The sequence below is a fragment of the Hoeflea algicola genome (genome assembly GCF_026619415.1).
Lineage (GTDB): Bacteria > Pseudomonadota > Alphaproteobacteria > Rhizobiales > Rhizobiaceae > Hoeflea > Hoeflea algicola.
In genome coordinates this window covers 3,566,468-3,590,920 of the sequence record NZ_JAOVZR010000001.1, presented here as the reverse complement: position 1 = coordinate 3,590,920, position 24,453 = coordinate 3,566,468, and the positions used below count along the sequence as shown (strand labels likewise).

Annotated in this window: 20 protein-coding genes and 1 pseudogene; 7 read left to right on the top strand and 14 right to left on the bottom strand. The window is 61.1% G+C overall.

Going from position 1 to position 24,453, the window contains the following annotated elements:
- Positions 1-10: 10 nt before the first annotated feature.
- From OEG84_RS25390 to OEG84_RS17485, 3 genes and pseudogenes are all read right to left on the bottom strand, one after another.
- A pseudogene (locus OEG84_RS25390) lies at positions 11-2,845 on the bottom strand ([protein-PII] uridylyltransferase); the annotation flags it as partial.
- Positions 2,846-2,995: 150 nt separating this feature from the next.
- A complete protein-coding gene (locus tag OEG84_RS17490; protein WP_267654924.1) occupies positions 2,996-4,456 on the bottom strand; it encodes a RimK family protein in 1,461 nt (486 codons plus the stop codon).
- A complete protein-coding gene (locus tag OEG84_RS17485) occupies positions 4,449-5,561 on the bottom strand; it encodes a peptidase C39 family protein (protein ID WP_267654923.1) in 1,113 nt (370 codons plus the stop codon). The genes OEG84_RS17490 and OEG84_RS17485 overlap by 8 nt, the downstream gene beginning before the upstream one ends.
- Before the next feature lie 246 nt (positions 5,562-5,807).
- Between OEG84_RS17485 and OEG84_RS17480 the strand changes: the two genes are divergently transcribed.
- Positions 5,808-6,518 (top strand): sulfate transporter family protein, encoded by a 711-nt coding sequence (locus OEG84_RS17480; protein WP_267654922.1) that lies wholly within the window; start codon positions 5,808-5,810, stop codon positions 6,516-6,518.
- Between the two features lie 249 nt (positions 6,519-6,767).
- Here the strand turns inward: OEG84_RS17480 and OEG84_RS17475 are convergent, their stop codons facing one another.
- Together OEG84_RS17475 and nth are read right to left on the bottom strand one after the other, a co-directional pair.
- On the bottom strand, positions 6,768-7,919 hold the full coding sequence (locus OEG84_RS17475; RefSeq protein WP_267654921.1) for a GGDEF domain-containing protein: 1,152 nt from the start codon (positions 7,917-7,919) through the stop codon (positions 6,768-6,770).
- Positions 7,920-8,528: 609 nt separating this feature from the next.
- Complete coding sequence (nth, locus tag OEG84_RS17470; protein WP_267654920.1) at positions 8,529-9,317, bottom strand: endonuclease III; 789 nt, start codon at positions 9,315-9,317, stop codon at positions 8,529-8,531.
- Between the two features lie 51 nt (positions 9,318-9,368).
- Between nth and OEG84_RS17465 the strand changes: the two genes are divergently transcribed.
- From OEG84_RS17465 to OEG84_RS17450, 4 genes are all read left to right on the top strand, one after another.
- Entirely contained in the window at positions 9,369-9,851 is a 483-nt protein-coding gene (locus OEG84_RS17465; protein WP_267654919.1) for a DUF2244 domain-containing protein, read from the top strand.
- A 136-nt stretch (positions 9,852-9,987) separates the two neighbouring features.
- A complete protein-coding gene (locus OEG84_RS17460) occupies positions 9,988-10,137 on the top strand; it encodes a hypothetical protein (protein ID WP_267654918.1) in 150 nt (49 codons plus the stop codon).
- Positions 10,134-11,021, top strand: coding sequence for a pantoate--beta-alanine ligase (gene panC, locus OEG84_RS17455; RefSeq protein ID WP_267654917.1), 888 nt, complete (start codon positions 10,134-10,136; stop codon positions 11,019-11,021). Before OEG84_RS17460 ends, panC begins: the two co-directional genes overlap by 4 nt.
- Positions 11,022-11,269: 248 nt before the next feature.
- On the top strand, positions 11,270-12,157 hold the full coding sequence (locus tag OEG84_RS17450; RefSeq protein ID WP_267654916.1) for a bifunctional helix-turn-helix domain-containing protein/methylated-DNA--[protein]-cysteine S-methyltransferase: 888 nt from the start codon (positions 11,270-11,272) through the stop codon (positions 12,155-12,157).
- 73 nt (positions 12,158-12,230) lie between these two features.
- Here the strand turns inward: OEG84_RS17450 and OEG84_RS17445 are convergent, their stop codons facing one another.
- From OEG84_RS17445 to OEG84_RS17415, 7 genes are all read right to left on the bottom strand, one after another.
- On the bottom strand, positions 12,231-12,866 hold the full coding sequence (locus OEG84_RS17445) for a 2,3-bisphosphoglycerate-dependent phosphoglycerate mutase (protein WP_267654915.1): 636 nt from the start codon (positions 12,864-12,866) through the stop codon (positions 12,231-12,233).
- Between the two features lie 31 nt (positions 12,867-12,897).
- Entirely contained in the window at positions 12,898-13,731 is an 834-nt protein-coding gene (gene dapB / locus OEG84_RS17440; protein WP_267654914.1) for a 4-hydroxy-tetrahydrodipicolinate reductase, read from the bottom strand.
- A complete protein-coding gene (locus OEG84_RS17435; protein ID WP_267656235.1) occupies positions 13,728-15,500 on the bottom strand; it encodes an ABC transporter ATP-binding protein in 1,773 nt (590 codons plus the stop codon). The genes dapB and OEG84_RS17435 overlap by 4 nt, the downstream gene beginning before the upstream one ends.
- 155 nt (positions 15,501-15,655) lie before the next feature.
- A complete protein-coding gene (locus OEG84_RS17430; protein ID WP_267654913.1) occupies positions 15,656-16,681 on the bottom strand; it encodes a glucokinase in 1,026 nt (341 codons plus the stop codon).
- Positions 16,682-16,750: 69 nt separating this feature from the next.
- The gene (locus OEG84_RS17425; protein ID WP_267654912.1) at positions 16,751-17,128 is read right to left on the bottom strand and encodes a methylglyoxal synthase; all 378 of its coding nucleotides are present in this window, start codon (positions 17,126-17,128) and stop codon (positions 16,751-16,753) included.
- 141 nt (positions 17,129-17,269) lie between these two features.
- Positions 17,270-18,322, bottom strand: coding sequence for a penicillin-insensitive murein endopeptidase (gene mepA, locus OEG84_RS17420; RefSeq protein WP_267656234.1), 1,053 nt, complete (start codon positions 18,320-18,322; stop codon positions 17,270-17,272).
- A gap of 106 nt (positions 18,323-18,428) precedes the next feature.
- A complete protein-coding gene (locus tag OEG84_RS17415) occupies positions 18,429-20,294 on the bottom strand; it encodes a hypothetical protein (protein WP_267654911.1) in 1,866 nt (621 codons plus the stop codon).
- 105 nt (positions 20,295-20,399) lie between these two features.
- On the opposite strand from OEG84_RS17415, the gene OEG84_RS17410 reads away from it, so the two are divergent.
- Together OEG84_RS17410 and OEG84_RS17405 are read left to right on the top strand one after the other, a co-directional pair.
- Positions 20,400-21,455, top strand: a complete 1,056-nt coding sequence (locus tag OEG84_RS17410) for a glycosyltransferase (protein WP_267654910.1) — start codon at positions 20,400-20,402, stop codon at positions 21,453-21,455.
- Positions 21,452-21,832: a GtrA family protein gene (locus OEG84_RS17405; protein WP_267654909.1), complete on the top strand. Its 381-nt coding sequence runs from the start codon at positions 21,452-21,454 to the stop codon at positions 21,830-21,832. The genes OEG84_RS17410 and OEG84_RS17405 overlap by 4 nt, the downstream gene beginning before the upstream one ends.
- A 64-nt stretch (positions 21,833-21,896) precedes the next feature.
- On the opposite strand, the gene OEG84_RS17400 is transcribed toward OEG84_RS17405, so the two are convergent.
- Together OEG84_RS17400 and OEG84_RS17395 are read right to left on the bottom strand one after the other, a co-directional pair.
- The gene (locus tag OEG84_RS17400) at positions 21,897-22,883 is read right to left on the bottom strand and encodes a Gfo/Idh/MocA family protein (RefSeq protein WP_267656233.1); all 987 of its coding nucleotides are present in this window, start codon (positions 22,881-22,883) and stop codon (positions 21,897-21,899) included.
- A gap of 49 nt (positions 22,884-22,932) precedes the next feature.
- Complete coding sequence (locus OEG84_RS17395; protein WP_267656232.1) at positions 22,933-24,318, bottom strand: nicotinate phosphoribosyltransferase; 1,386 nt, start codon at positions 24,316-24,318, stop codon at positions 22,933-22,935.
- Positions 24,319-24,453 lie beyond the last annotated feature (135 nt).

Sequence of the window (24,453 nt, the reverse complement as noted above, 5' to 3'; positions counted from 1 at the left end):
CAGCTTTCTCATGCGGGGCGCGGCCGCGCCGGGTGCTGTGCGGCGCGATCATGCCGGGGGGCATGCGGTCGCGCACTTCGTCTTCTTCCTTGGCCAGTACTGCCTTGAGGCGTGCGGCAATGTTGTTCTGCCGGTTTTCGTTGGTGATCTTCTGGCCGACGAGGTCGCGCACATAGAAAGTATCGACCACCTTTTCGCCGAAGGTGGTGATATGCGCCGAGGCGATATCGAGCGACAGATCAGACAGCACAGAGGCCACTTCCGAAAGCAGGCCCGAGCGGTCGAGACATTCGATCTCGATCACCGTGAACTTGTTCGAGAGCGCGTTGGAGAGGTTGACCTGCGGCTTGACGGTAAAGTGCCGGTTCTTGCGCTTACCGCGTGACTTGCGAGCGATCACTTCGGGAATATGGGTCCTGCCCGCCAGCACATCCTCGATCATCCGGCCGATCGAGGCGGCGCGGCGCAGCTCGTCCTCGTCATCGGGCAATTCGCGGTTGATCAGGATGGTGTCGAGCGCGCGGCCGTCCGAGGTGGTGAACACCTGCGCGTCGGCGATATTGGCGCCGGCGGCGGCACACGCGCCGGTGACAATCGACAGCAGCCGCGGATGATCCGGCGACAGCAGCGTGATCTCAGTGATGGCGTGGAACGCGTTGGTACGCACCATGGTCGCCAATTGCTTGCCGTCCCTGTCGGCATCGCGGATGAAATGGGCGTGGCGCAGCTGCTCCTCCAGCGTCACTGCGAGCAGATAGGGCTCGTAATGCAGCTTCAGATAGGAGGCGCGCTCGACCTCGTCCCAGTCGGCCAACCCCTCCGACAGGGCCTCCAGCGCCTGGGCCGAGCGCTGCTTGCGTGAGACTTCGGAAAAGCCACCTGACAGCATCAGCTCGGTTTCGTAATAGAGTGTGCGCAGAAGCTGACCCTTCCAGCCGTTCCAGACCCCGGGGCCGACGGCGCGGATATCGCAGACCGACAGCACCAGCAGCATTTTCAGCCGCTCGAGCGAGCGCACCTTCTCGGCGAAATCGGTGATGGTCTTGCGGTCGTTGAGATCGCGCGACTGGGCGACCATCGACATGGTCAGATGTTCCTCGATCAACCAGGCCACCAGCTCGGTCTGGTTGGCCGACAGGCCAAGCCGCGGGCAGACCTTGCGCGCCACCTTGGCGCCGGCAATGGAATGGTCTTCCGGCCGTCCCTTGGCGATGTCGTGCAGGAAGGCCGCGACATAGAGCACCTCGCGTTCCTCGATGCCGGGAAACAGCTTGGAGGCGAGCGGATGCTCGCGGCTGTCTTCGCCCTTGTCGATGCCCGACAGCACCGAGACGGTGCGGATCAGATGCTCATCGACGGTATAGTGATGATACATGTTGAACTGCATCATCGCGACGATCTTGCCGAATTCGGGCATGAACTTGCCAAGCACGCCGGCCTCGTTCATGCGCCGGAGGATGATCGCGGGGGTGCGCTTCGATGTCAGGATAGACATGAACAACCGGTTGGCTTCCTCGTCATTGCGCAGATCGGCATTGACCAGCCTGAGCGAACGGGTGACCCGCTTGAGCGCATCGGGGTGGAACTCCAACTCGCGGATATCAGCAAGGTGAAACAGCCTGATGATGTTGACCGGGTCGCGCTTGAAGACATCGGCATCGGCCAGGTTGATGCGGCCCTTGTCCTCGAGAAAATCGAGCGTTCCGGGGATCTTGCGCGGACGGTTGGCAAAGCGGCTGATGACGCCGGTCAGGCCCGGCGCCTGCTTGGCCTGCTGGTCCTCGAGACCGGCACAGAAGATGCGGGTGAGGTCGCCGACATCCTTGGCGACCAGGAAATAGTGCTTCATGAAACGTTCGACGGCGGACAGGCCGGGGTGGTCCTGGTAGTCGAGGCCGGCGGCAATGTCGCGTTGGATGTCGAACGACAATCGTTCCTCGGCCTTGCCGGTGAGGAAATGCATGTGACAGCGCACTGCCCATAAAAAATCCTCGGCCTTTTCAAAAAGGTTGAACTCGCGCCGCGACAGCACACCGAGGCCGACAAGCTCCTTGGTATCGCGGATATGGTAGAAATACTTGGCGATCCAGAACAGCGTGTTGAGATCGCGCAAACCGCCCTTGCCTTCCTTGACGTTGGGTTCGACCAGATAGCGGGTGTCGCCGGCCTTGCGATGGCGCTCGTCGCGTTCGTGCAGTTTGGCGGCGATGAATTCGGGGCCGGTGCCCTCGACCACCTCCTTTTCAAAACGCTCGCTCAGATCATCAAACAGCGCCTGCGCGCCGCACAGGAACCGGGCTTCGAGAATGGCGGTGCGAATGGTCATGTCGGAGCGCGACAGCCGGATGCATTCATCAACATTGCGGGTGGCGTGCCCGACCTTCAGCCCCATGTCCCAGAGGATGTAGAGAATCCACTCGACCACCTGCTCGGTCCAGGGCGTCTTCTTGTAGGGCAGCACGAACAACAGGTCGATGTCCGAGCCCGGCGCCAGGGTTCCGCGGCCATAGCCGCCGACCGCCGTGACGGTCATGTGTTCCGAAACCAATGGATTCTCGACCCGGTAGACGTGAATGCTGGCATAATCATACAGCGCATCGGTGATGACATCCTGAAGATGGCAGATACGCTGGGCGCAGAGCGTGCCGCCGCCATCTTCGGAGAGCATGGCGCGAGCGCGGGCGCGCCCCTCGATGTTGACGCGTTTGGCCTCGGCGAGCAGTTCCTGGCGAGCTTCGCTGCTGGCGCCGCCATGCTTTTCGGCGATGGCATTGAAACTGCCGCGCAGCACCGCGGGATCGACGATCTCGTCAAGGCGGAGGCGGTCATCAACGTGTTTTTGCATTCATGCGTTCCTGGCAAACGGTCTTGGCGGATACCCCCGGAGACCAATCCCGACGGATGGTCCCGGGCACCCGCAGATGGTTCGGGCCTGGCGGGCTGCTATAACCTGTTTCGCCGTTTTGCGACACCCTCGGCGTCAGGACACCCCGGTTCAGATGGTGATCCGTTCGATGAACCAGTTGGTCAGCCGGATCCAGACCTCGTCCTTTTCCGCCGCATCCTCGACCCCGTGCTCCATGTTGGGGTTGTCGTTGACCTCTATGACAAACACACCATCATCGGTCTCCTTGAGATCAACGCCATAGAGCCCGTCGCCGATCGAGCGGGCGGCGCGCAGGCCGGTGTCGAGCACCAGTGGCGGCACCTGCGCCAGCGAGAAGGATTTGAACCCACCCTCCAGCGGTTTACCGCCGGTGTCGTGCTTGACGATCTGCCAGTGTTTCTTGGCCATCAGGTATTGCACGGCAAACAGCGGCTTGCCGCCGAGCACGCCAATACGCCAGTCAAACGTGGTCGGCATGTAGGCCTGGGCGATCAACACCTCGGAATCGGTCAGCCAGGCACCAGCCAAGGCCTTCAGTTCAGCCATCGAGCCAACCTTCTTGACCCCGCGCGAGAACGAGGAATCGGGCACCTTGAGCACCATCGGAAAGCCCAATTGGTCGGCGGCGCGGGTAAAATCCTCCGCGCCGATCAGCATCACCGTCGCCGGGACCGGAATGCCGTTGGCGGCCATCAATTCATTAAGATAGACCTTGTTGGTGCAGCGGATCATCGACACCGGGTCGTCGATCACTGGCATGCCTTCCTGCTGGGCACGGCGGGCGAAACGGTAGGTGTGGTTGGAGATCGAGGTGGTTTCACGGATGAACAGCGCATCGAACGTGGCAAGCCGCGGCAGGTCCTTGCGGCCGATCGGTTCGACCGCCACCCCCATCCGTGCGGCGATCCGCGACCAGTGCTTGAGACTGTCGATGGAGGATGGCGGCAGCGCCTCGTTGGTATCAACCAGCGTGGCGAAGGAATAGCGCGCCGGGGCTCGGGCCTTGGCGTCCTTCCAGTGTCGCGCGGTGTAGCGCGCCATGGCCTCGAAAAACCGCTCGCGGTCGGGCGCATCGAGCTTGGTTGTCGACTGCAACGCAATCCGCGGGATCGATAGCCATGTGGCCCCGTGCTTGATGGTGACTTCGAGCACCGGGGCGCGGAACCAGTCAAACAACAACCGGCAGAAGCGCTCGAAGCGGGCATCGCCGCTGGTACCGAAAAACACCCTGAGCCGCACCGGTGCCGGATCGTCATCGGTGGCCGAGACGCATTTGTTGAGCACGTCCTCGAGCTCGGGAATGGCATTTTCATAGAGCTTGCGGGCGGACAGATCGATGATGGTCTCAACCGAGGGAATCACCCGCTGTCCACGCGCGGCGGCCAGCAGCGAGGCGTAATAGCCGCGGCTCTGGTAGCTATAGGAACGCGACAGGTTGATGATGTTGGGCCGTGCACCGCGGAACATCTCCGGCTGGGCAAGATAATCGCGGGTGCCGAGCACCTTGTGGGTGGTGGCGGCGTGATCGAAGCCGGCAAGCGCGGAGGCGATGATAACCCAGTCAGACATCGGGCAGATTTCCCTTGATGAGAACGGCGGCGCGCAGGCCGGAGCGGCCGAAACGGGCGATACGATCGAAAACGGCGTAGGGGACGGGGATATTGGCGGCGTCGGCGGCGGTTTCCCCGACTTCGTCTTCTACCCAGGGATCATGGACAAAGATGTGGCGACCATCATCACCATGGGCCAGCACCCAGTGGGGAACCTTCTTGCCCATCATCAGATAACCGCTGACGAGAATCAGCGCGACATCGCCGCTGTCGAGCCGGTCGCGCAGCCAGTCGAGCGTAAAGGCTTCGATGTGGACCGGGATTCTGTCTTCGGCGACGCGGCTGCGGAAATCGGTCTGCGCCAGTTCCATGACCCGGCGCTTTTCCGGGTCACGCACGGTTTCAAGAAACAGCATGTCCTCGGTCGAACACCAGACTTCAGGCTCAAGCCCATGGGCGCGGGCGACGGTGGCAAGGCCAAAAGGTTCGCAGCCGCCGGGGCCGGAGAGCATGAACACGGTAGTGGCCTCACGCCAGAGCCTTATTTCCCACACCGGATCGAGAAACGCGGGCGACTTGAACCGAGCAAGCGCCATCAACAGGCAGGCCGAACCGCAGGTAAAATCCGCGGTCTGTTCGTAAAACGGGGTATCGACCTCGGGCGTCTGGGACCCGCGCAGCAGCTTTTCAAACCGCAGTGCTGCGCTCGCGTCCTCATAGTAATCATCGTGGCGGCCGATGTAGCGATAGCCGGCGGCCTTGTAGAGCGCGATCGCGGCCTGATTGTCCTCGCGCACCTCGAGCCTGAGCAGGATCCGGGCATGTTCCATGGCGGCGGCTTCGGCAGCGGCGAGCAGCGCCTTGCCGTAGCCCTTGCCAGCCTGATCCGGCGCCACGGCGAGCGAATAGAGCCGCGCCAGCGCAGCGCCGGCACGAAACAGGATCATGGCGTAACCGCAGACCTGCCCCCCTGTCTCGATGACAAGCGTTTCGGCGGTCGGCCGGTCGATCAGCGTACGGAACGAGCGTCGGGAAATCCGGTCGGTAGGAAACACCGCGTTCTCGATTGTTTCGAGCGCGTCAATATCAGCCGGGACGGCAGGGCGAATCCGCGGTGCGGACATGGGAAATCCGGACAAATTTGGAGGGTTGCGGCCATCCGCAACGCGCCTCTCAAGCGCCCGAATCATGGCTGATTTGTGTCGCTCTGTCACCGGCTATTATGCGGCCTCCGTCAGCATCCGAAAAGCGTGAATGGTTGACCTGCAGGCCGGCCGTCCCCACATGCTTCAGGGCCGCCCGGCACCGCCGAAACCCAGGTTCCGGCCGGTGTTTTTTGACGGCCGCAGCGTTGATGGAGAAAGCCGGTAATGATCATCGAAGCCGCCCGGATGGGCGCATCCAACCTGTTGTCGCCAGCTTCGCGGTCGGTGCTGTTCAAATCACTTGGCCTGACGGTGCTGCTGCTGGCCGGGCTGTGGTTCGGACTTGGCGAGCTGTTTTCGCTGGTCGCCATGCCCTGGCTCGACGCGTTCCTGCCGGGATTGCCGGACTGGGCCGGTTGGGCCGGCACGATCGCTGCCATCATCGCCGGGGTCGGGCTGGCGCTGGTGCTGGCGCTGTTTGTGGCGCCGGTGACGGCGGTGATGGCCGGGCTGTTTCTCGACGAGATCGCCGAGGTGATCGAGACCCGCGACTATCCGCACGACAAGCCGGGACGGGCAATGCCGCTGGGCGAATCAATCCGCCAGTCATTGGGATTCTTGCTGGTGGTCGCGTTCGGCAACCTGCTGGCGCTGTTGCTGCTCTTAGTGCCGGGCATCAACCTGGCGGCATTCTTCCTGGTCAACGGCTATCTGCTGGGGCGGGAATTCTTCGAATTCGCGGCAATGCGGTCGATGAGCCCAGTGGACGCCAAACGGCTGAGGTCACGCCACAGCACCACCGTGTTCTTCGCCGGCCTGATCATCGCCGCCTTCCTGTCTGTGCCGCTCTTGAACCTGCTGACCCCGATGTTTGCCGCCGGTATGATGGTGCATCTCAACAAGATGATTGCGGCGAAGGCGGTTGGGGCGCGGTGACCGGGGAGTGTTGGGGCGAAGCCGATTAGGAGAAAATGCTGTTTGACCGCCATGGGTGGTGGGTAGAGGTCTTTGGGCGCGTGGGGATTGAAAGTCAGCTTCCGTTCGCAGTTGATAGGAAGCTGTCTATGGGCCCCAGATGCCCGGCTCACACCCAGAATGCTGTGAAGTGAACAGGGGCAGGTCCCGCCCGCAACACCCTGCATAAACAGCGCGGCGCGTTGAAGGACTATGTTGCAAATGCAGCGGTCATGCGGCGAAAGAGAACGTGCAGAGGTCCAGTGTTGATGGAAATTCACACTCAATACCGCCGCCGTTGCGCTTAGCGCGGTAGGAGGCTTTATCCGCAATAACCATCATATGTTCAAGTTTCGCGGAGCCGGAGAGTGCCACCGTGTACCCCAGGCTGATGCCAATGGTGATCTCTTCACCGGCAATCCGATACGGCAAGCTCAGAACATTTACGATCTTTCTGGCCAGGAGGTCAGCTTCAACGGGATACCTGACAGCTGGTTGAAGAATGGCAAATTCATCGCCGCCAACGCGTACGGCGATATTCGGTTGGTCCAGGTTCTCTCTGAGCCTAATTCCTATACTTGCCAATAGTTCATCCCCGACCGCGTGACCAAAGCGGTCATTGACGCTCTTGAAGCCGTCGAGGTCGAAGCAGTGCACGCAGGTCAAACTATCTTCAGCACGGCCAAGAGACTCGAATGCCTCGCTAAGTGCCGTGCGATTGCGAAGTCCTGTCAGCGGATCGTGGCGGGCCTGATGCTGCATCTCCAGACGTAGGCAGATTTGCTTGGTGGCTGTCCCGTAGACATGCCAGACGCTCTGCATCGCCGCCACCAGGAAGGCCGCACAAATCGACGCCAATATCCAGTGGGCCGTATCGCCGTAGAGCATGGCGGAAATTGTCGTTGGTATGCCTGCAATTGTGATCGCAGTCGCGGCGATCAATGGCCGAACTGATATCCGGATTGCCACACCGGCCGAATATCCAAAGATCAGCGCTGCGGCAAGAATATGTAATGACAGGTCGTCATAGGTGAACACCGCAGTTGCGAGCAAACCGACAGAGGCGGCGACGACGAAGGTGAGCAATCCGTGCGCCATCTCCCAGCGGGCAGCATTCTCAACGGTTGCGCGTTTCGTGGCGTTTGCGCGCCGGTGGGCTACCGTAACGAGAATTTTGGCAAGAGATGCAACGCTTCCGCTGATGGTGGCCAGCATAATTTCAGTGCTGCCAAGGCTCTCGTAGGCAAACAGACCTATGGCAAGTATTGTCAGGCCCATTATCGTTGTTGGGGAAATCGTAGAGGTAAGTTCCGATACCAGCGTCTTGAACACTTCGTCGGTCTCTCGGTAACGCACATCAACCCCCTTTTTTACAGGATTCAAGACCTGTATTTTCGGAGATATTGCAGGAGCGGGCTTAATATTCTGTCAGTCCGCACGGCAAAGAAAGTGTGAATCTGGTGTTCTGTGTGTGAGAGCATTTTTGCACGGAGCAAATCTCAACGTTTTGCATCTATACGGTGAGGATCGATGATCGCTTCATCGGCCCTGCATGCGGCATAAGCACGACGCCTCCCGTCGACACCGTGACACCAAGATGAAGTTCAACGTAGCGAACTGGCAGCAGTATGAGGCGGGCTACGCCGCCGTTGCAGAATGATCCTTTTGGGTAGCGCCTGAAGCACTTGGTGGTTGGGCTGCCCCACGCAATACGAAAGGAGGCCTGCCGCGTTAAAGCGACACTTGTTTGCCGACTTTTGCGACGGGCACAACAGCGATGTCAGCGACACACGCAGTTTGGCATGGCACACTACCGCGTTGCGCGATCAATCCGACGACCGGTTGCGGGCCTAGAATCTGGGCGGCTCAATGACCTGCACGTGGCGCAAAGCGGGCGTCCCCGGATGAACAATCGAAGTTCGTCTTTGGGCCGGAAACGGCAGAAGATGGCAACGCACCCACCCAGGTTGACTGCCCTACCCCCTAAACAATCTACACCGGCAATTCCACCAGCGGTGCCGGAACATCAACAGTCTTCTCTGGTGACTTGCAGATGTCGGCTATGACGCAGCGTTCACATTCGGGTTTGCGCGCCTTGCAGCAATAGCGGCCGTGCAGAATCAGCCAGTGGTGGGCGTGGAAAAGGTATTCCTTTGGAATGATCCGCAGGAACGCCTGTTCGACCTCGTCGGGGGTCTTGCCCGGCGCGATCCGCAAGCGGTTGCCAATGCGGAAGACATGGGTGTCGACCGCCAGCGTCGGTTCGCCAAAGGCCATCGACATGACCACATTGGCGGTCTTGCGGCCGACGCCGGGGAGCGTCACCAGTTCCTCGCGGGTGCGCGGTACCTCGCCGCCAAATTCATCGACCAACTTCTGGCTCAGTGCGATCACGTTTTTTGCCTTGTTGCGGTAAAGCCCGATGGTCTTGATATAGTCGCGAACCTTGTCTTCGCCGAGCGCCAGCATTTTTTCAGGCGTGTCGGCAGCAGCAAACAGCGCCCGCGTCGCCTTGTTGACGCCAACATCTGTGGCCTGCGCCGAGAGCGCCACCGCCACCACCAGCGTGAACGGATTGACGTGCTCAAGCTCGCCCTTGGGCTCGGGCCGCTGGATCGAAAAGCGCCGGAATATTTCGTGGATCTCGGCTTTGGTGTAGGGGATTCTCGGCCGCCGTCCGGGTGCAGCCTTGCCGGTCGGCTGTTTTGTCGCGGCTTTCGGCCTGGTTCTGGCCGGGATGGATGGCTTTTCGGTCACTGACGAGCTCTTGGGCTTTTGCATTTCTTCCCTATAATCAATCGGGCGGGTCTCTGGCAAACCGAGGCAAGGAAGATGACCAACAATCCCAATGAAGAAACGATGTTTGAAGCGGTGCTGAGCCCCTACCGGTCGCTCGGCCGGACCGGGTTCAGAGTGCTGATGTCGTTGGTCACCGTGGTAACGGTGGCGCATATGGTGGTGTTCGCCATGGCCGGCGCCTGGCCGGTGTTCGGTTTTTTCGGTCTCGATCTGGCGCTGCTGTTCGGCGCCTTCTGGTTGAGCTACCGCTCCGGGCGATCCCGCGAATTCGTGCGCCTGTCACGCGTCAACCTGGATGTGCGCAAGGTCGCCCCCTCGGGCCGCTCGGAAGAGCACCGGTTCAACCCGTTCTGGGCCCGGTTCAATATCGCCCGGCATGAGGAAATCGGCATCACCGAGATGCAGATTGTCGGCGAAGGCCGGCAAACCGAGATCGGCGGATTCCTCAATCCGGACGACAAGGAAAGCTTTGCCGCGGCCTTCCAGCGGGCGCTGGCAACGGTGAAAATGCGGTGAAGCCGAAAGATTCATCGTCAATACGATGCATCAAAACCGGGACCAAGCATTTAAACGACTGCTCCAGTATGCTGCACTTGCGAAACACCGCCGAGCCCCTTATCCGGTTGCCGTCAGGTAACCTTGTGGAATTCAAATGAGTGAGCCTGCCCAGCAAAAAGCTCCAAGCGCTGGCGATCTCGCCACCGATGCGGCCGAGGCTATCCGGTTCTATGCCAAGGAGGTTCGTGCACGGACTTTCCCCAGCCCCAATCATCTGTTCGCCGACGAAGGAAACTCTGTATGAAGATCATCCGCCGCAAATCCGACCTGCGTGCCGTGACTTCCGCCTGGCGCCGATCCGGCGAGACGATCGGCGTCGTGTTGACCATGGGCGCCCTCCATTCGGGCCACCTCAGCCTGGTTGGCACAGCGCGCGATCGGGCAGACCGAGTGATCGTCACAATTTTCGTCAATCCCCGGCAGTTCGATAATCCGGAGGATCTTGTAAACTACCCCCGCACGGAGGAGAGCGACGCGGAAAAACTCGCGCCATTTGACGTCGACATCCTCTACGTGCCGAACCCCGAAGAGATTTACCCTGACGGATTCGCCACAACGATTACGGTTTCAGGTGTCAGCGGTGGCCTGTGCGGCGGCACGAGACCGGGACATTTCGACGGCGTTGCGACGGTGGTAACCAAGCTCCTGCTTCAGACCGATGCCGATTTCACTTTCTTCGGAGAAAAGGACTATCAACAGCTTCAGGTCGTTCGCCGCCTTGCCACCGATCTCGACCTGAATACCGAAATCGTCGCCTGCCCGACTGTCCGCGAGGAGGACGGTCTGGCGATGTCGTCGCGCAACCTGCGCCTCAACCCTGAAGCCCGCGCTGCCGCCCCGTTGATCAGACGGATTCTCACCTCGACTGCCGTAGCTATCAAAAATGGAACGCCGGTCCCCGAGGCGCTGGCCACCGCCCGCCAGGAACTGACAAGCGTAGGCATCAACGACATCGATTATCTGGAACTGCGCAGCGAACCCGACCTTGTTCCACTTGAGATCGCTGACCGCCCGACACGGTTGTTCATTGCGGTCTGGCTGGACGGCGTCCGCCTGATTGACAACCTGTCGATCACGGCCGCGCGATTCACGCTGTTGACGGACGGTCAGAAGAGCGCCTGCGCCTGAGTTGGATAAGCGACCTATGTAAATCGCATCGATTCTGCCGCAGTGGGTTAACGTCAAAGCCTCAAATGCGTGGACGTTTTCACCGTTTATGAGTGACGCGGATTGGCTTGCTTTTGCATGTCAGTATCGCAAAATCGCTGCGCATTTTGTGCGACATGCATTCGCACGCACCGATTACCGCCAGGGCGGCCGGTTTCGGGTGGCGCGCGGCAGGGCTGCATGGTTGAGTGCGGCCAAGGAGATTTGCCATGACCATACAGGCCACGCTTGACCGCGACATCACGCCCGCCGGCGAAGACTACGACCTGGTGCGCAAGACCATCGAACGCATTTCGCTGGACTATCGCGCGCAACCATCGCTTGAGGAGATCGCGGCGGATCTGCAAGTGAGCCCGGGGCGGTTGCAGAAAACCTTCAGCCGCTGGGCCGGGCTGACGCCCAAGGCATTCCTGCAGGCGGTCACCCTCGACCATGCCCGGCGGTTGCTGGGCCACGAGCGGTTGCCGCTTCTGGATGCGAGCTACGAGTTGGGCCTGTCGGGCCCGGGGCGGCTGCATGATCTGTTCGTCACCCACGAAGCGATGAGCCCGGGCGATTTCAAGACCGGCGGCGATGGTCTTGAAATCCAGTATGGCTTTCACCCCTGCCCGTTCGGCACCGCGGTGCTGCTGGCGACATCGCGCGGGCTGTGCGGTCTGGCATTTGCTGATCCGGGTGGGGAGGCCGCGGCGCTCGAAGACATGGCCCGGCGCTGGCCCGGAGCACGGCTGGTTCAGGATCAACAGGCAACCGCCGGCTATGTCGAGCGGATCTTCTCGCCGCAGCAATGGCGCGCCGACCAGCCACTCAGGATCGTCATGATCGGCACCGATTTCCAGGTCCGTGTGTGGGAGGCACTGCTGAAAATTCCGCTCGGACAGGCCTCCACCTACCATGACGTGGCCTGCGCCATCGGCAAGCCGACAGCCGCGCGCGCGGTGGGCGCGGCTGTCGGCCGCAACCCGATCTCGTTCGTGGTGCCATGCCACCGTGCGCTGGGCAAATCGGGCGCGCTGACCGGCTATCACTGGGGGATTACCCGCAAGCGGGCGATGCTCGGCTGGGAAACAGGCTGCGCGCAGTCAGCGGCGGTCTGAAGCGGGAAGCAGGCATGAAAAAATCCGCCTGGCATAGCCCGGCGGATTTTTCGCGGTTCTGCGACCAACGGCGTCAGTGCGCCTTGGACATGTCGCCCAGCACTTCCTTGGAAGCGACGGTGGAATCGGCGTTGAGCTTGTAGACTATCGGCACGCCGGTCGCGAGATTGACCTTGAGGATCTGGTCCCGGGTCAGCCGGTCGAGGATCATCACCAGCGAGCGCAGGGAATTTCCATGGGCGGCTACCAGAACAGTCTCGCCGCGCAGCACGCGGGGCAGGATTTCTATCATGTAATAGGGCCAGACCCGGGCGCCGGTGTCTTTCAGGCTTTCGCCACCGGGCGGCGGCACGTCGTAGGAGCGGCGCCAGATGTGAACCTGCTCCTCGCCCCATTTCTTGCGCGCATCATTCTTGTTGAGACCGGCAAGATCGCCATAGTCACGCTCGTTGAGCGCTTCGTCGCGGATCACTTCGAGATCGGTCTGACCGATGCCCTCCATGATCAGATCAAGCGTGTGCTGGGCGCGAATCAGCACCGACGTAAAGGCAATGTCGAATTTCAGCCCGGTTTGTTTCAGCGCCTGGGCGCCGGTCTTGGCTTCCTCTACGCCGAGTTCGGTCAGGTCCGGGTCTTTCCACCCGGTGAACAGGTTCTTCAAATTCCATTCGCTTTGGCCGTGGCGGACGAGGACGAGCGTTCCGGACATGATGATTTCCTTTGTCTGTGACAGATAGAGTTCAGTCGCGGCCGGCAAGGCCGAGCACGTCGAGCATCGAATAATAGCCCGGTTTCTGCGGCCAGGCCCAGAGCGCTGCGCGCACCGCGCCTCGGGCAAAAATCGAACGGTCGGTGGCCTTGTGGCTGAGTTCGATGGTTTCGCCCTCGGTTGCCAGCATTACCGTGTGCTCGCCGACAACCGAACCGCCCCGCAACGTGGCAAAGCCGATCGAGCCTTCTTCGCGCGCGCCGGTGTGGCCATCGCGAACCCGGACCGAATGGGTGGCCAGATCAATACCGCGACCTTCGGCTGCAGCCTCGCCCAAAAGCAGCGCGGTACCCGACGGCGCGTCGACCTTGTGGCGGTGATGCATTTCCAGCACCTCGATGTCCCAATCGGCAGCAGCCAGCGCCCGCGCGGCATCGCGCACCAGCACTGACATCAGATTGACGCCGAGGCTCATATTGCCGGACTTGACGATGCGGGCATGGCGCGAGGCGGCCTTGAGCCGGGGCTCGTCACTTTCGCTCATGCCGGTGGTGCCGATAACGTGGACGATCCGCGCCTGGGCGGCAAGATCGGCAAATTCGAGGCTGGCCGCTGGCGCGGTGAAATCGAGAACCCCATCGGCCTGGGCGAAAACCGGCAGTGCGTCGTCGGTCACAGTAACCCCGTTGGGGCCAAGGCCTGCCAGTACGCCGGCGTCGCGGCCTAGCGCGTCTGATCCTGTGCGTTCAATGGCGCCTGCCAAGTGTACACCGTCGATTTCGTCGATGGTGCGAATTAGCGACTGCCCCATGCGCCCCGCCGCGCCGACGACAATCAAGCCCATGCTGGCCACTGCCTGGCTCATTGCTCTTCTCCCTGCCGATCGGTTGTATCATCGTGGATCTCGCCGCCGCCACCGCTGTAGGCCTGAAGCCTTGAATAAAGCCCGTCACGGGTGCCGCTGAGATCAGCGTGACTGCCGCTTTCAACCACCTTTCCGGCCTGCATGACGATGATCTTGTCGGCCTTGGCGATGGTTGACAGCCGGTGCGCGATGACCAACACGGTGCGGTCCCGCATGGCGCTGTCGAGTGCCTTCTGAACGGCGGCTTCCGATTCGTTATCGAGCGCGGAGGTGGCTTCATCGAGCAGCAGGATCGGCGCATCGCGCACCAACGCCCGGGCAATCGAAATGCGCTGACGCTGACCGCCGGACAGATTGGCGCCGTTTTCACCCAGTGGTGTGTCATAGCCCTGCGGCTGGGTCAGGATGAAATCATGGGCGTTGGCGAGCCGCGCCGCCTGCTCGATCTCGGCGTCGGTGGCATCGGGCCGGGCATAGCGCAGGTTGTCGCGGATAGTGCCTTCAAACAGCCAGGGCTGTTGCGAAACATAGGCTATCTGGTGACGCAGCGAGCGCTTGGCTACGGAGGCAATGTCGACGCCGTCGATCAGCACCTGCCCCGCGGTCGGATCGTAAAAACGCGGAACCAAGCTTATCAAGGTCGACTTGCCAGCACCGGACGGACCGACGATGGCCGTGGTCTTGCCTGCTTCGGCTATAAAGCTGACGTCGTCGAGTACCTTCTCGCCCGACCCGTATGCAAAACCGATATTGCGGAATTCAATCTCGCCGCCACGGTCTATCTTGATATCGGTGGCGCCAGGCTTGTCGCCCTGGGTCGGTTCCTCGTCGAGAATTTCGTAAATCATCCGGGCATTGACGACGGCGCGCTCAAGATTGATCTGCAGCCGCGCCAGTTTGCGGGCTGGATCGTAGGCGAGCAGCAGCGCGGTGATGAAGGAGAAAAAGGCGCCCGGCAGTACATCGTCATAGATCGAGCGGTAGGCCGCATAGGCGATAACGCCCGAAATCGCCAGACCGGCGACAGTCTCGGTCAGTGGCGAGGTCCGCTCGGTGAGCCTGGCAATGCGGTTGGAACGCCCCTCGGCGGCCCCGATCAGTTTGGCCGTGCGGGCGCTGATCTGACTTTCCATCGTGAAAGCCTTGACGATGGTGATGCCCTGCACCGTTTCCTGCATGGCCGAAAGCACCCGGCTGTTAAAATCAATCGCCTCGCGGGTCGCACTGCGCAGCCGTTTGGAGATATAGCGCAAGGCGATCAATACCGGCGGCGCGACGACGAAAACGATCAGGCTGAGCACCGGATCCTTTGCCACCATCACCACCAGGAGCGCAATCAGTGTCAGGAGATCGCGTGCAAAGGAAGTGATCGTCAGGTTCATGACGTCACGGATGCCGGTGACGTTCTGGCTGATCTGGGCGGCAATCTGGGCCGAGCGGGTTTCGCTGAAATAGCTCACACCGAGCGACATCAGATGATTGACCAGCCGTTGCTGATAGCGGGCAACGAGATTGTTGCCGACCTGCGCCAGCGCCACCGCCTGCCCATAGGAGGCGGCGCCGCGGATGACGAAGGATGCGAGAACCCCGCCGCAGATCAACCAGATCACATCGGTATTCTTGTTGGCGAAGGCTTCGTTGATGACGGCTTCCATGATCCAGGCCATAAAGGCCGTGGAACCGGCGATCAGAACCAGACAGACAGCTGCAAAAATGTAGGTCTTGATATAGTCCCGACCGTTTTCGCGGATGATCCGGCGGATCACCATCGTCAGGGTTTCAACATCGTCCTTGATGTGTGTGCCGCGCGCCAAATTAGTTCAATCCTGTCCGGTGGTCCGGCTAGCCGGCCGCCTCGCCGCATTCGGGTCGGCCATGCCGACCCCGTTCACAGCGGCTCTATAACCGGTTGAAGCCGGTTTGCCTATGCTTTCCAGCGCCGTCCTTCAGTTGCGACCCCAAAGCGCACCGGTGTGCGGGCATAGGCGGCAAGGCCGGACAACGCCGCCAACGGATGGGTAATGACGAAGGTCGGAATCGCCTTCATGATGGCGCCATGCGGCGCTTTGTCTTCAAAAGCTTCACGAAAACGCGGGTGCTTGAGTGCCGGGATGATCTTCTGGACGATACCGCCGGCCAGAAAGACGCCGCCTCGAGCCATGAAGATCAACGCCAGATCACCGGCAATCCGCCCGAGATAAGTGACGAAAAGTTCGATCGCCTCGACTGCGGCCGGATCGGAGCCATCCGCCCAGGCGGCGGTAACTTCGGCCGGGTTGGTAGCCTTTGCCGGGCAACCACCAACCTTGCTGACGGCGCGGTAGATGTTCATCAATCCGCGTCCGCACAACAACTGTTCGGCAGCAATACGGCCTTCGATCGACTGGTAATGCGGGAACAGTTCAAGATCGCGCGGGCTACGCGGACCAATGTCGATATGACCACCCTCGCCAGGCACCGGATACCAGGTGTGGCGTGCATGCACCAGACCGGCAACGCCAAGTCCGGTGCCGGGGCCAACCACGACCCGCGAGGAAGCCGGGCGGATTTCGCCGCCACCGATCTTCTCGAGATGTTCGGGCCCGAGCGAGGCAGCAGCCAACGCCTGCGCCTCGAAATCATTGACCACCACGATATCTTCAAACCCCAGTTCCTCGATCAGGGCCTTGGGCCTGACCACCCAGTTGTTGTTGGTCAGATCGATCTCGTCGCCCTTGATCGGCCCTGCCACCGCCAAAATCGCCGATCGCGGCTGCAGCGAGGTCTTGTCGAGCACCTCGGTCTGGATCGCCTCATCGAGGGTGGCGAAATCCGCGGTCGCCAGGATCGGGAATTGCTTCGGCTCGGCATAGGCGTCGACCAGAATGGCGAAGCGCGCATTGGTGCCGCCAATATCGCCGATCAGGATTGGAAACGCGATGGTGTGGTCGTTATCACTGGGAGTGGCCATGATTATCGTCCCTGTCATACTTGATCTTGTTGCGGCGCGGCCGTGGCCGCGCGATGGGAATTCCGCCGTTCAGGCAAGCGCCTTCAGCCGAGTTTCGGCTGTGGCGCGGTTCAGCGCCATGGGAACATCATAGACGATGGCGAGCCGCATCAACGCCTTGACGTCGACATCGTGCGGCATGGCCGTCAACGGGTCGACGAAGAAGATCACCAGGCCGACATCGCCGGTGGCGATCAGAGCGCCTATCTGCTGGTCACCGCCCAGCGGTCCGCTCTTGAGCCGCGTCACATCCAGATCCGGGCAGGCATCGATGATGCGGGCGCCGGTGGTGCCGGTGGCGACGATCGGAAATGCCTTCATCGCCTGTTCGTGCGACTTCGCAAACGCGGCGAGATCGTCCTTTTTCTGATCATGCGCGATCAATGCGATGGCTTTGCGGAGCGTCATGGCTCTTCATGTTCCCAAAAATTCGCAGCCTGACGAATTTGCTGCTTTCAATCGATTTGAAAGCTCAGTCTATAGCCTGTCTCCGACAGCTGCGAAAGCCGCCTGACGCATGAAATTTGGATGACAGCCAGGTGACCCCGTCTAATTAGTGGGGCGCGGCGTCGGCAATGGAACATTCAGCGGCAAGGGGGCAAACCCCGATGCGGTAACCGTGCCGGCATTGGCCCTGGCGATATTGGCTATCGGATCGACGCCAAAGGTAACTTGTGCTTCCGAGCTGGGCGCAGGGGCCGATGCCACGGCGGTGCAGGCCTTTGGCAGATCGGCTAACGTGACCTGACGCCGCTTCGGCTTGGGCTTGTCGTCCTTGCTGGGCTTGGCCGGCGCCCAGGGTTCGTCGGTGAACCACCAGGCCAGCGAGTTGTCGCATCCGGTACTCGTTGGCGGCGGGTTCTGGCTGCGGCATCCGCTGACGCCGGGCGGGCATTTGATGCGAATGTGGAAATGATAGTGGTGGCCGTAATAGGGACGGAGCTTGCCCATCGCCGAGCGGTCGCCACGCCAGCTGTCGCACAGTTTCTTCTTGATGCCGGGATGGATAAAAATACGCTCAACCTCGGGATAGCTTGCTGCCCGCATGAGCAGCCGGGCATGGGCGTCGGTCCAGACAGCATCATCGACAAAGAGCGTGTTCTTTTTCAGCATCGAGGTCGCGGAAATATCCTCGCGTTCACGTGCCGACAGAGTGCGGTTAGGCATCGGCGTCAACCAGATATCGGCGTCGAGTCCGACCTGATGCGAGGCGTGGCCCGACAGCATCGGTCCGCCACGCGGCTGGGCAATATCGCCAACCAGAAGGCCGGGCCAGCCATCCCGGGCGGCCGCTTCCCGTGACAGCTTTTCGACCAGCGCGATCAAATCCGGGTGGCCCCAGCGCCGGTTGCGCGACAGCCGCATGGCCTGCCAGGTCGGACCGTCCGTGGGAATGGCAACGCCGCCGGCCAGGCAGCCTTTGGAATAAAATCCGACCGCGCGGGCAGGCAACAGCGCTGGCAAACTGGCAGCGCCAAAGATCTGTTTGGCCGGCTTGCCGGAATCAGCAGCCTGCGCGGCGGTCACGACCGGCAATCCCAGCAGGACCAGGAAGGCGGCCATGGCGGCAGCGACATGGCTAATAATCTTGCGTACGGGCATGCCGGTCATTGTCGAACTCCGTCTTCCGCTCGGCGCATTGTGCGCAAATCACGGAACACCACGATAGCGCGACGGCCCGCCCATGAAAACCGACGCTGACGTGATGTTACGGAGCAACCCGATAAAGCTGCAGTGGCTTGCTCAGCGTTCCCGGCACAGGTTCAAGCCAGGCAGGCACCTGCCCCTTGGCCAATTGCGCGTAAAGCCCTTCGGGAGCAACCTTGATGACGTTGGAGACCTGCGGGTCGCTCCGGCAATAGGCAATCACGGTGACGCCGGCGCCACGCAGAAACTTGACCGCATCCACCGGCGGTGCCATCGCCGCATGCAGTTCGGTGAGCATGCCGCCCTGGTTGCGGTGATAGGGCGCAGAAAGCACCCGGTGGCGGGTAAAGCGCAGGATATGCGCGCCGAGATTTGACGGCCCCGCGACCACGCCCGTGGGTTCACGGGCAAGATCGGCCAGGGCTTCACCCGACGTGCAGGAGATTTCCTCTTCTTCCGCTGCGCTGGCTGTGCCGGTGATCTTGTCGACACCCATAGACAACACCGCACCCGACAAGGCCCAGACGACCGGCACCGAGGCGAAGGCCATGCCGGCAAAGGCCAGCCCCTTGCGAAGGTCTTTCGGGTTGGCATTGGAGCGGGTGCGAAGTTCGGCAACAAGTGCGGCCAGCGGAATAGCGGAGATCAGATTGGCAAAGATCGCGCCGCGCACCTGAACCAGCGCAATTGCCCAGGAGACAAGCAGCAACGCCAGCAACACGCCATGGGCGTGGGTGTCGCGGCCCTGCATGAGTCTGCGAACGCACAAACCCATCGCCAGCACCGGGACCGCGTAGAAACCGGCGACCGCCCAGGGCTGGGCCCTGAACTCACCAAGGATTGACTGGGCTTCGGTGACATTGTTCAGCCACATGGTGACCAGCAGCGGATCGAGATTGGCGAGCGGGTTGCCCAGGCATTGCGGAGCAACAGTTGCCGCCAGGCCTAGAGTGCCTGTGCCGACAAGGCCGAGGGCGGCGAAGCGAACAGCGAAGCTCTGGCGCGAGGTCGATGCCACCGCCAGAAAAAAGGCGCCGGCGCCGACAACGCCGAGCGAATAGAAGCCAGTCGACAGCGCATCGCAGGCAACCAGGCCATATTGCGCAGGCGGTACGGTGATGAAGAACGCAGCTGTCAGGGTTGCCGCCATGGCCAGCGCGAAAGCCTGCGCCGCCGGCTTCATCGCCTCACCAAGCCAGAGCCACTGGCCGGCAACGATCAGCGCGACGATGGCCACATGCGGTGTCGTCTCGGCGCCGATGGCGATCGCCAATGCTGCGGCAATGCCGGCAATCGCATGGGCCAGCGGCGGACGCCGCGGCAGGATCAGGCAGGTGGCCATCACCGCCATCAGTCCGAGCTGGACATTGTGATGATCGATCGAACCCGGCTGGAAGCGGTTGAAGCCAAGCACGAACAGGACTGCCAGGGCGAGGCCGATCAATCGACCCGACACACCGCCCAGGATTCCGCCGCTCAGCGCCAGCGCGTAGAAGATCGGCAGCACTGTGAGCAGCGGCCAGACAAAGAGCGCCGAGGCTTCGGCCAGCGTCGGGCTCATGACAAGCGAGAACAGCATGATCAGGTTGGCGATCGGCAGGTCGATCAGCCGCGACCAGTGCATCAGCGTGCCGCCCTCCAGGCCGAGCCGTGTCTGGGTGAGATCGAACCAACCCTGACCGGAAAGCAGATCGCGCACCTGAACCAGACGCAGAACGTCGTCATTGTCGGCGCCGACATAATCGACATAGGAAGAAAAATGCATGACCGTGGTCAACAGCACGAACAGCGCGAACACCAGCCAGACCGATTTGTGCAATGGGGCCAGCGGGCTTGCAGACCGCGCGCTTGTGATAGACTTGGCACTTCCGACAGGCGTGGCCGCTTGGATTCCGGCCTCGGCAATCGCCAGGTTACTCTTGGACACGAGGAAACTCCAACCCACTTTCTAGATCTTGTTCAACCTAGCCTTAACCTTCTCAAGAAATAGTAAAGCCACAGGCGTACGCGCCGACACATTACGGGGATCCCCATGACTGACGCTGTGTTTGAAAGCCTCGAAATCGCGGTGCTGCTGCCCTGCTACAACGAAGCCGAAACGATTGGCGATGTTGTCGCCGGCTTTCGCGCGGCGCTGCCGACGGCGCGGATCTATGTCTATGACAACAATTCCAAGGACCAGACCGCCCTGCGCGCAGCACTCGCCGGGGCCACGGTGGTGCGCGAGCGGCGCCAGGGCAAGGGGCATGTGGTGCGGCGGATGTTTTCCGACATCGAGGCCGATATCTACCTGATGGCCGATGGCGATGGAACCTATGCGCCCGCCGATGGACCGGACCTGATCCGCACCCTGCTGACCGAAGGCTGCGACATGGTGGTGGGCACACGGCGCGGGGTTACCGATGACGCCGGCCGCCGGGGCCATGCCTTTGGCAACTCGATTTTCAACACATTGTACAAGTCGATTTTCGGAAATGATTTTTCCGACATATTCTCAGGCTACCGAGCATTTTCGCGCCGTTTCGCCAAAAGCTTTCCGGCGGTCTCCGGCGGTTTCGAGATCGAAACCGAGATGAGCGTGCATGCTTCGGTGCTGAAATTGCCGGTGGCCGAACTGCAGCTTGACTACGGGCGCCGACCAGAAGGATCGGAATCGAAGTTGTCGACCTTCAAGGATGGAGCCAAGATCCTCTGGATGTTCGCCATGCTGATGAAGGAAACCAGGCCGTTTACGTTCTTCAGCTATCTCAGCCTGGCCACGCTTGGCCTGTCGATGGTGTTGATGGTGCCGGTACTCAACGAGTATTTCCTCACCGGGCTGGTGACACGGATGCCGACATGGATGCTCGCCGTGGGGCTGCTGATGATGTCGCTGATGATCTTCTCTGGTGGCGTCATTCTCGATTCGGTGGCGCGCGGCAGGGTAGAACAGAAGCGTTTTCAGTATATGTTGCTGTCGACAAACCGTGATGATGGCCATGATAAGGACCGTGGCGAGGGCCGCAATGCGGACGCGCCGAGCCGGCGCCGTGCGAACCGAACCGACACCAACTCAACCGATGACACAGGCCGAAAATTGGCTTCATGAGAAAATTCGCCTTCTTTCTTTTTGCCGGCGCGCTGGGTTTCGCGGTCGATGTCGGCGTGCTCTGGCTGTTTTTGCATTTTTCGCTGCTGGATCCGTTCAGCGCCCGGGTGCTGGCGATCGCCGCTGCAATGCTGTGCACCTACATGATCAACCGCACCTTCACCTTCGGCGCCTCGCACCGGCGGGTGAGCGTCGAGGGCGCACGCTATGGCAGCGTCGGCATCGCATCGGCGTTGCTCAATTACGCGGTCTATTCGGCCTGCCTGCTGTTGTTGCCGGATATATCGCCGTTTCTGGCCGTGATCCTCGGATCCGGCTCGGCGACCGTGTTTTCCTATCTGGGGTATTCGCGCTTCGTGTTCGGCCCACACCCCTGAGCCGGCCCGCTCCCGCGCAGGCGGGCACAGTTCGGACCGGCCAGAATGTGCGTCCGGTTTCGCGCTATACCTTCTCCCAGCCGTCATGGTCTGCCGCACGATAGGTGGCATCGATGAGCTTCTGGTTGAGCACGGATTGTTCGAGGGTGAAGACCTCGTCATCGCTGCCGCCAACCTTGCGGACAAAGGCCTCGGCCTGCAGCCGATACTGGCGCACACCGGGAAAACGGAATACTTCGGCGCGATCATGGTCGCGGCTGAAGAGCGACACCTCAGGATTGCCGAAATCGCCGGCGTTGAATGGCGCGGTGACTTCCAGATAGCCCTGCTCGCCATGGAACACCATCAGCTGCCGCGCCGCCATCTGGGTCGACACGTAGAAAGACAGATCGAAATCGCCGAAATCGGCTTTCACGCTGGCATAGATATCGGTGCCGAAATCGGCATCGCGCTCCACCGTCGCCTGCAGTCTGACAGGTTCGGCTCCGGTCGAGAACCGGGTCGACACAGCCACATAGACGCCGATATCGGGCAACCCGCCGCCGCCCAGACCCGGCTGATTGCGCATGTTCTGCGGGTCCTTGTTGAAATAGCTGAAAGCACCCTGGACGTGGCGCAAGCGCCCAACCGCACCGGCGGCGAGCAGCTCGCGCACCTTTTTCCATTGCGGGTGATAGGTGACCATGAAGGCTTCGCAGACGAGAACATTGTTGGCGTCGCGGGCCTTGATCAGCGGCGCGATTTCATCCGCGTGAAGTGAAATCGGCTTTTCGCACAGCACATGCTTGCCGGCTTCGGCCGCCTTGATCGCCCATTCAATGTGCTGCGATGTGGGCAGCGGAATGTAGACACCATCAACTTCCGGTGAGGCGAGAAGCTCCTCGTAGGAGGCAAACGCATGGGTCACGCCAAAGCGATCGGCAAGCGCCCGGGCACGGCCATGGTCACGGCTGGCAATGGCGGTGACCACACCATTGTCGGAATCCTGCAATTGCGGGATGACATGATCGCGACCGATCTTGGCGGTTGACATAATTCCCCATCGAAACATTTCGGCGTCTCCCTTCGAGTTCATTCAGTCTGAAATGCAGTTCTTCCGGTTAGCCTGCCGCTGCGGCGCGGGTGCGGATTTCGGCCAAGGTCCAGTCGACCAGCAATTCGCCATCGCGCCAAACCGGCTGCAGCAGGTTTTCACGGTCACCGATGTCGGTCAGCGCCATCCCGAGCGGACGTCCTGCCTCTATCACCACCGCCTGGCGGTAGCGCTTTGAGGCCTTGCCGGGATCGGTCTTCGGATTCTTGTTGATGCCGTGCCAGATGCCATCCTCATCCAGCCGGGCATTGGCCTTCATGGCAAAGCGCAGGGTGTCGCGGTTGACCTTCTGCAAAAGTCCGGCCCCCATGCCGAAGGCGATGTTTTCAGCCGACCAGCCCTTGTCCTCGAGCCGGCCGAGTATGACGCGGATGGTTTCCGGCGTAACCCCGTCGCCCTGAATGACTCGGACCGCGGGGTTGAGCACCTTGTAGCCCTTGGCATTGAGGGTGAAGCCGAAAATCTCGCCCAGCATCTGCACGGTGTCGACCGGAACCCGGGTGGCGTCACCGGAATCCGGCCGTACCACCAGTGTGCCACCCGACGCCTCGACCTCGGCCTTGAGCTCCTCGCCCCAGATGTTTTTCACCGCGCGGTAGAGATCATAGGAATCGGAAACCACTGCCACCAGCTTGCCCGGTCCGGCGAACTGCTTGAGCATGTTGCGATAGGCTTCGGTCTCACGGTCCTCGCCCCAACTGGTCATGGTTGAATGCTCGGCGGCAGGAATCGAAAAGCCCGCCATCTGCTCGTGATAGAAGCGCCGGGCATAGACCAGTGCGCTTACGGTGTCGGTGCCGAGAAAATTGACCAGATGGGCGACGCCGCCGATGCCAGCCTGTTCCAGCGATGTGGTGCCACGGGCACCGAAATCATGCAGGCGGAACGGCAGCACTTCTTCGGGTGTGTCACAGGTGCGCTCAAGCGAGGCAGCAATGATTTTGCGCGCGCCATGCGAGACCGTGGCGACGGTGGAGGGATACCAGACGGCGCGCAGCAGTGCTGTCTCGATGAAAGTCGGCAGCCAGAAGAAATCCGGGTCGGTGTTTCTGACCTGCACCAACGGTGTACCGGTGGGTGCGATCATGCCCTCGGGCAGCGCCTCGATCAGCAACGGCATATGTCCATCATGGCGGGTGACGATCTTTTCAAAGCCCTCGCGATGAAATGGCAGGCCGTGAGCAAGGATCATCTCCTCGGCCTCGTCGACATCGGCCATGGTGATCTTGCGGGAGAGATAGTCCTTGAGAAACATCTGCAGCCCGAAGAACAGCACCTGATCATGCGCACCGCCGGGCCGGGCCTCGATATAGGCAGAAATCGCCGCGGTTTCGGGCGGATACTGCGCAAAATGCGAGTATTTGTAGCTATCTGAATTGAGAATGAGATTCATGTTACGCATTACGCTCCGCCACGGGTGTCGAGTGGTGGGGTAGAATGCAGTCTCATGGACTGGTCCGGCAAGAGGGCGCAGTCAAATGGTTGGTATCAGCGCGCATTTTTGTTGATTTGCCGCCAGCGCAGCACC

Excerpts from the sequence above, each read along its gene's own strand:
- OEG84_RS17490 (WP_267654924.1), bottom strand. The coding sequence starts at position 4,456 with ATGTCTGACTGGGTTATCATCGCCTCCGCGCTTGCCGGCTTCGATCAC.
- OEG84_RS17485 (WP_267654923.1), bottom strand. The coding sequence starts at position 5,561 with ATGTCCGCACCGCGGATTCGCCCTGCCGTCCCGGCTGATATTGACGCG.
- OEG84_RS17480 (WP_267654922.1), top strand. The coding sequence starts at position 5,808 with ATGATCATCGAAGCCGCCCGGATGGGCGCATCCAACCTGTTGTCGCCA.
- nth (WP_267654920.1), bottom strand. The coding sequence starts at position 9,317 with ATGCAAAAGCCCAAGAGCTCGTCAGTGACCGAAAAGCCATCCATCCCG.
- OEG84_RS17465 (WP_267654919.1), top strand. The coding sequence starts at position 9,369 with ATGACCAACAATCCCAATGAAGAAACGATGTTTGAAGCGGTGCTGAGC.
- OEG84_RS17460 (WP_267654918.1), top strand. The coding sequence starts at position 9,988 with ATGAGTGAGCCTGCCCAGCAAAAAGCTCCAAGCGCTGGCGATCTCGCC.
- panC (WP_267654917.1), top strand. The coding sequence starts at position 10,134 with ATGAAGATCATCCGCCGCAAATCCGACCTGCGTGCCGTGACTTCCGCC.
- OEG84_RS17450 (WP_267654916.1), top strand. The coding sequence starts at position 11,270 with ATGACCATACAGGCCACGCTTGACCGCGACATCACGCCCGCCGGCGAA.
- OEG84_RS17445 (WP_267654915.1), bottom strand. The coding sequence starts at position 12,866 with ATGTCCGGAACGCTCGTCCTCGTCCGCCACGGCCAAAGCGAATGGAAT.
- dapB (WP_267654914.1), bottom strand. The coding sequence starts at position 13,731 with ATGAGCCAGGCAGTGGCCAGCATGGGCTTGATTGTCGTCGGCGCGGCG.
- OEG84_RS17435 (WP_267656235.1), bottom strand. The coding sequence starts at position 15,500 with ATGGTGATCCGCCGGATCATCCGCGAAAACGGTCGGGACTATATCAAG.
- OEG84_RS17430 (WP_267654913.1), bottom strand. The coding sequence starts at position 16,681 with ATGGCCACTCCCAGTGATAACGACCACACCATCGCGTTTCCAATCCTG.
- OEG84_RS17425 (WP_267654912.1), bottom strand. The coding sequence starts at position 17,128 with ATGACGCTCCGCAAAGCCATCGCATTGATCGCGCATGATCAGAAAAAG.
- mepA (WP_267656234.1), bottom strand. The coding sequence starts at position 18,322 with ATGCCCGTACGCAAGATTATTAGCCATGTCGCTGCCGCCATGGCCGCC.
- OEG84_RS17410 (WP_267654910.1), top strand. The coding sequence starts at position 20,400 with ATGACTGACGCTGTGTTTGAAAGCCTCGAAATCGCGGTGCTGCTGCCC.
- OEG84_RS17405 (WP_267654909.1), top strand. The coding sequence starts at position 21,452 with ATGAGAAAATTCGCCTTCTTTCTTTTTGCCGGCGCGCTGGGTTTCGCG.
- OEG84_RS17400 (WP_267656233.1), bottom strand. The coding sequence starts at position 22,883 with ATGTTTCGATGGGGAATTATGTCAACCGCCAAGATCGGTCGCGATCAT.
- OEG84_RS17395 (WP_267656232.1), bottom strand. The coding sequence starts at position 24,318 with ATGAATCTCATTCTCAATTCAGATAGCTACAAATACTCGCATTTTGCG.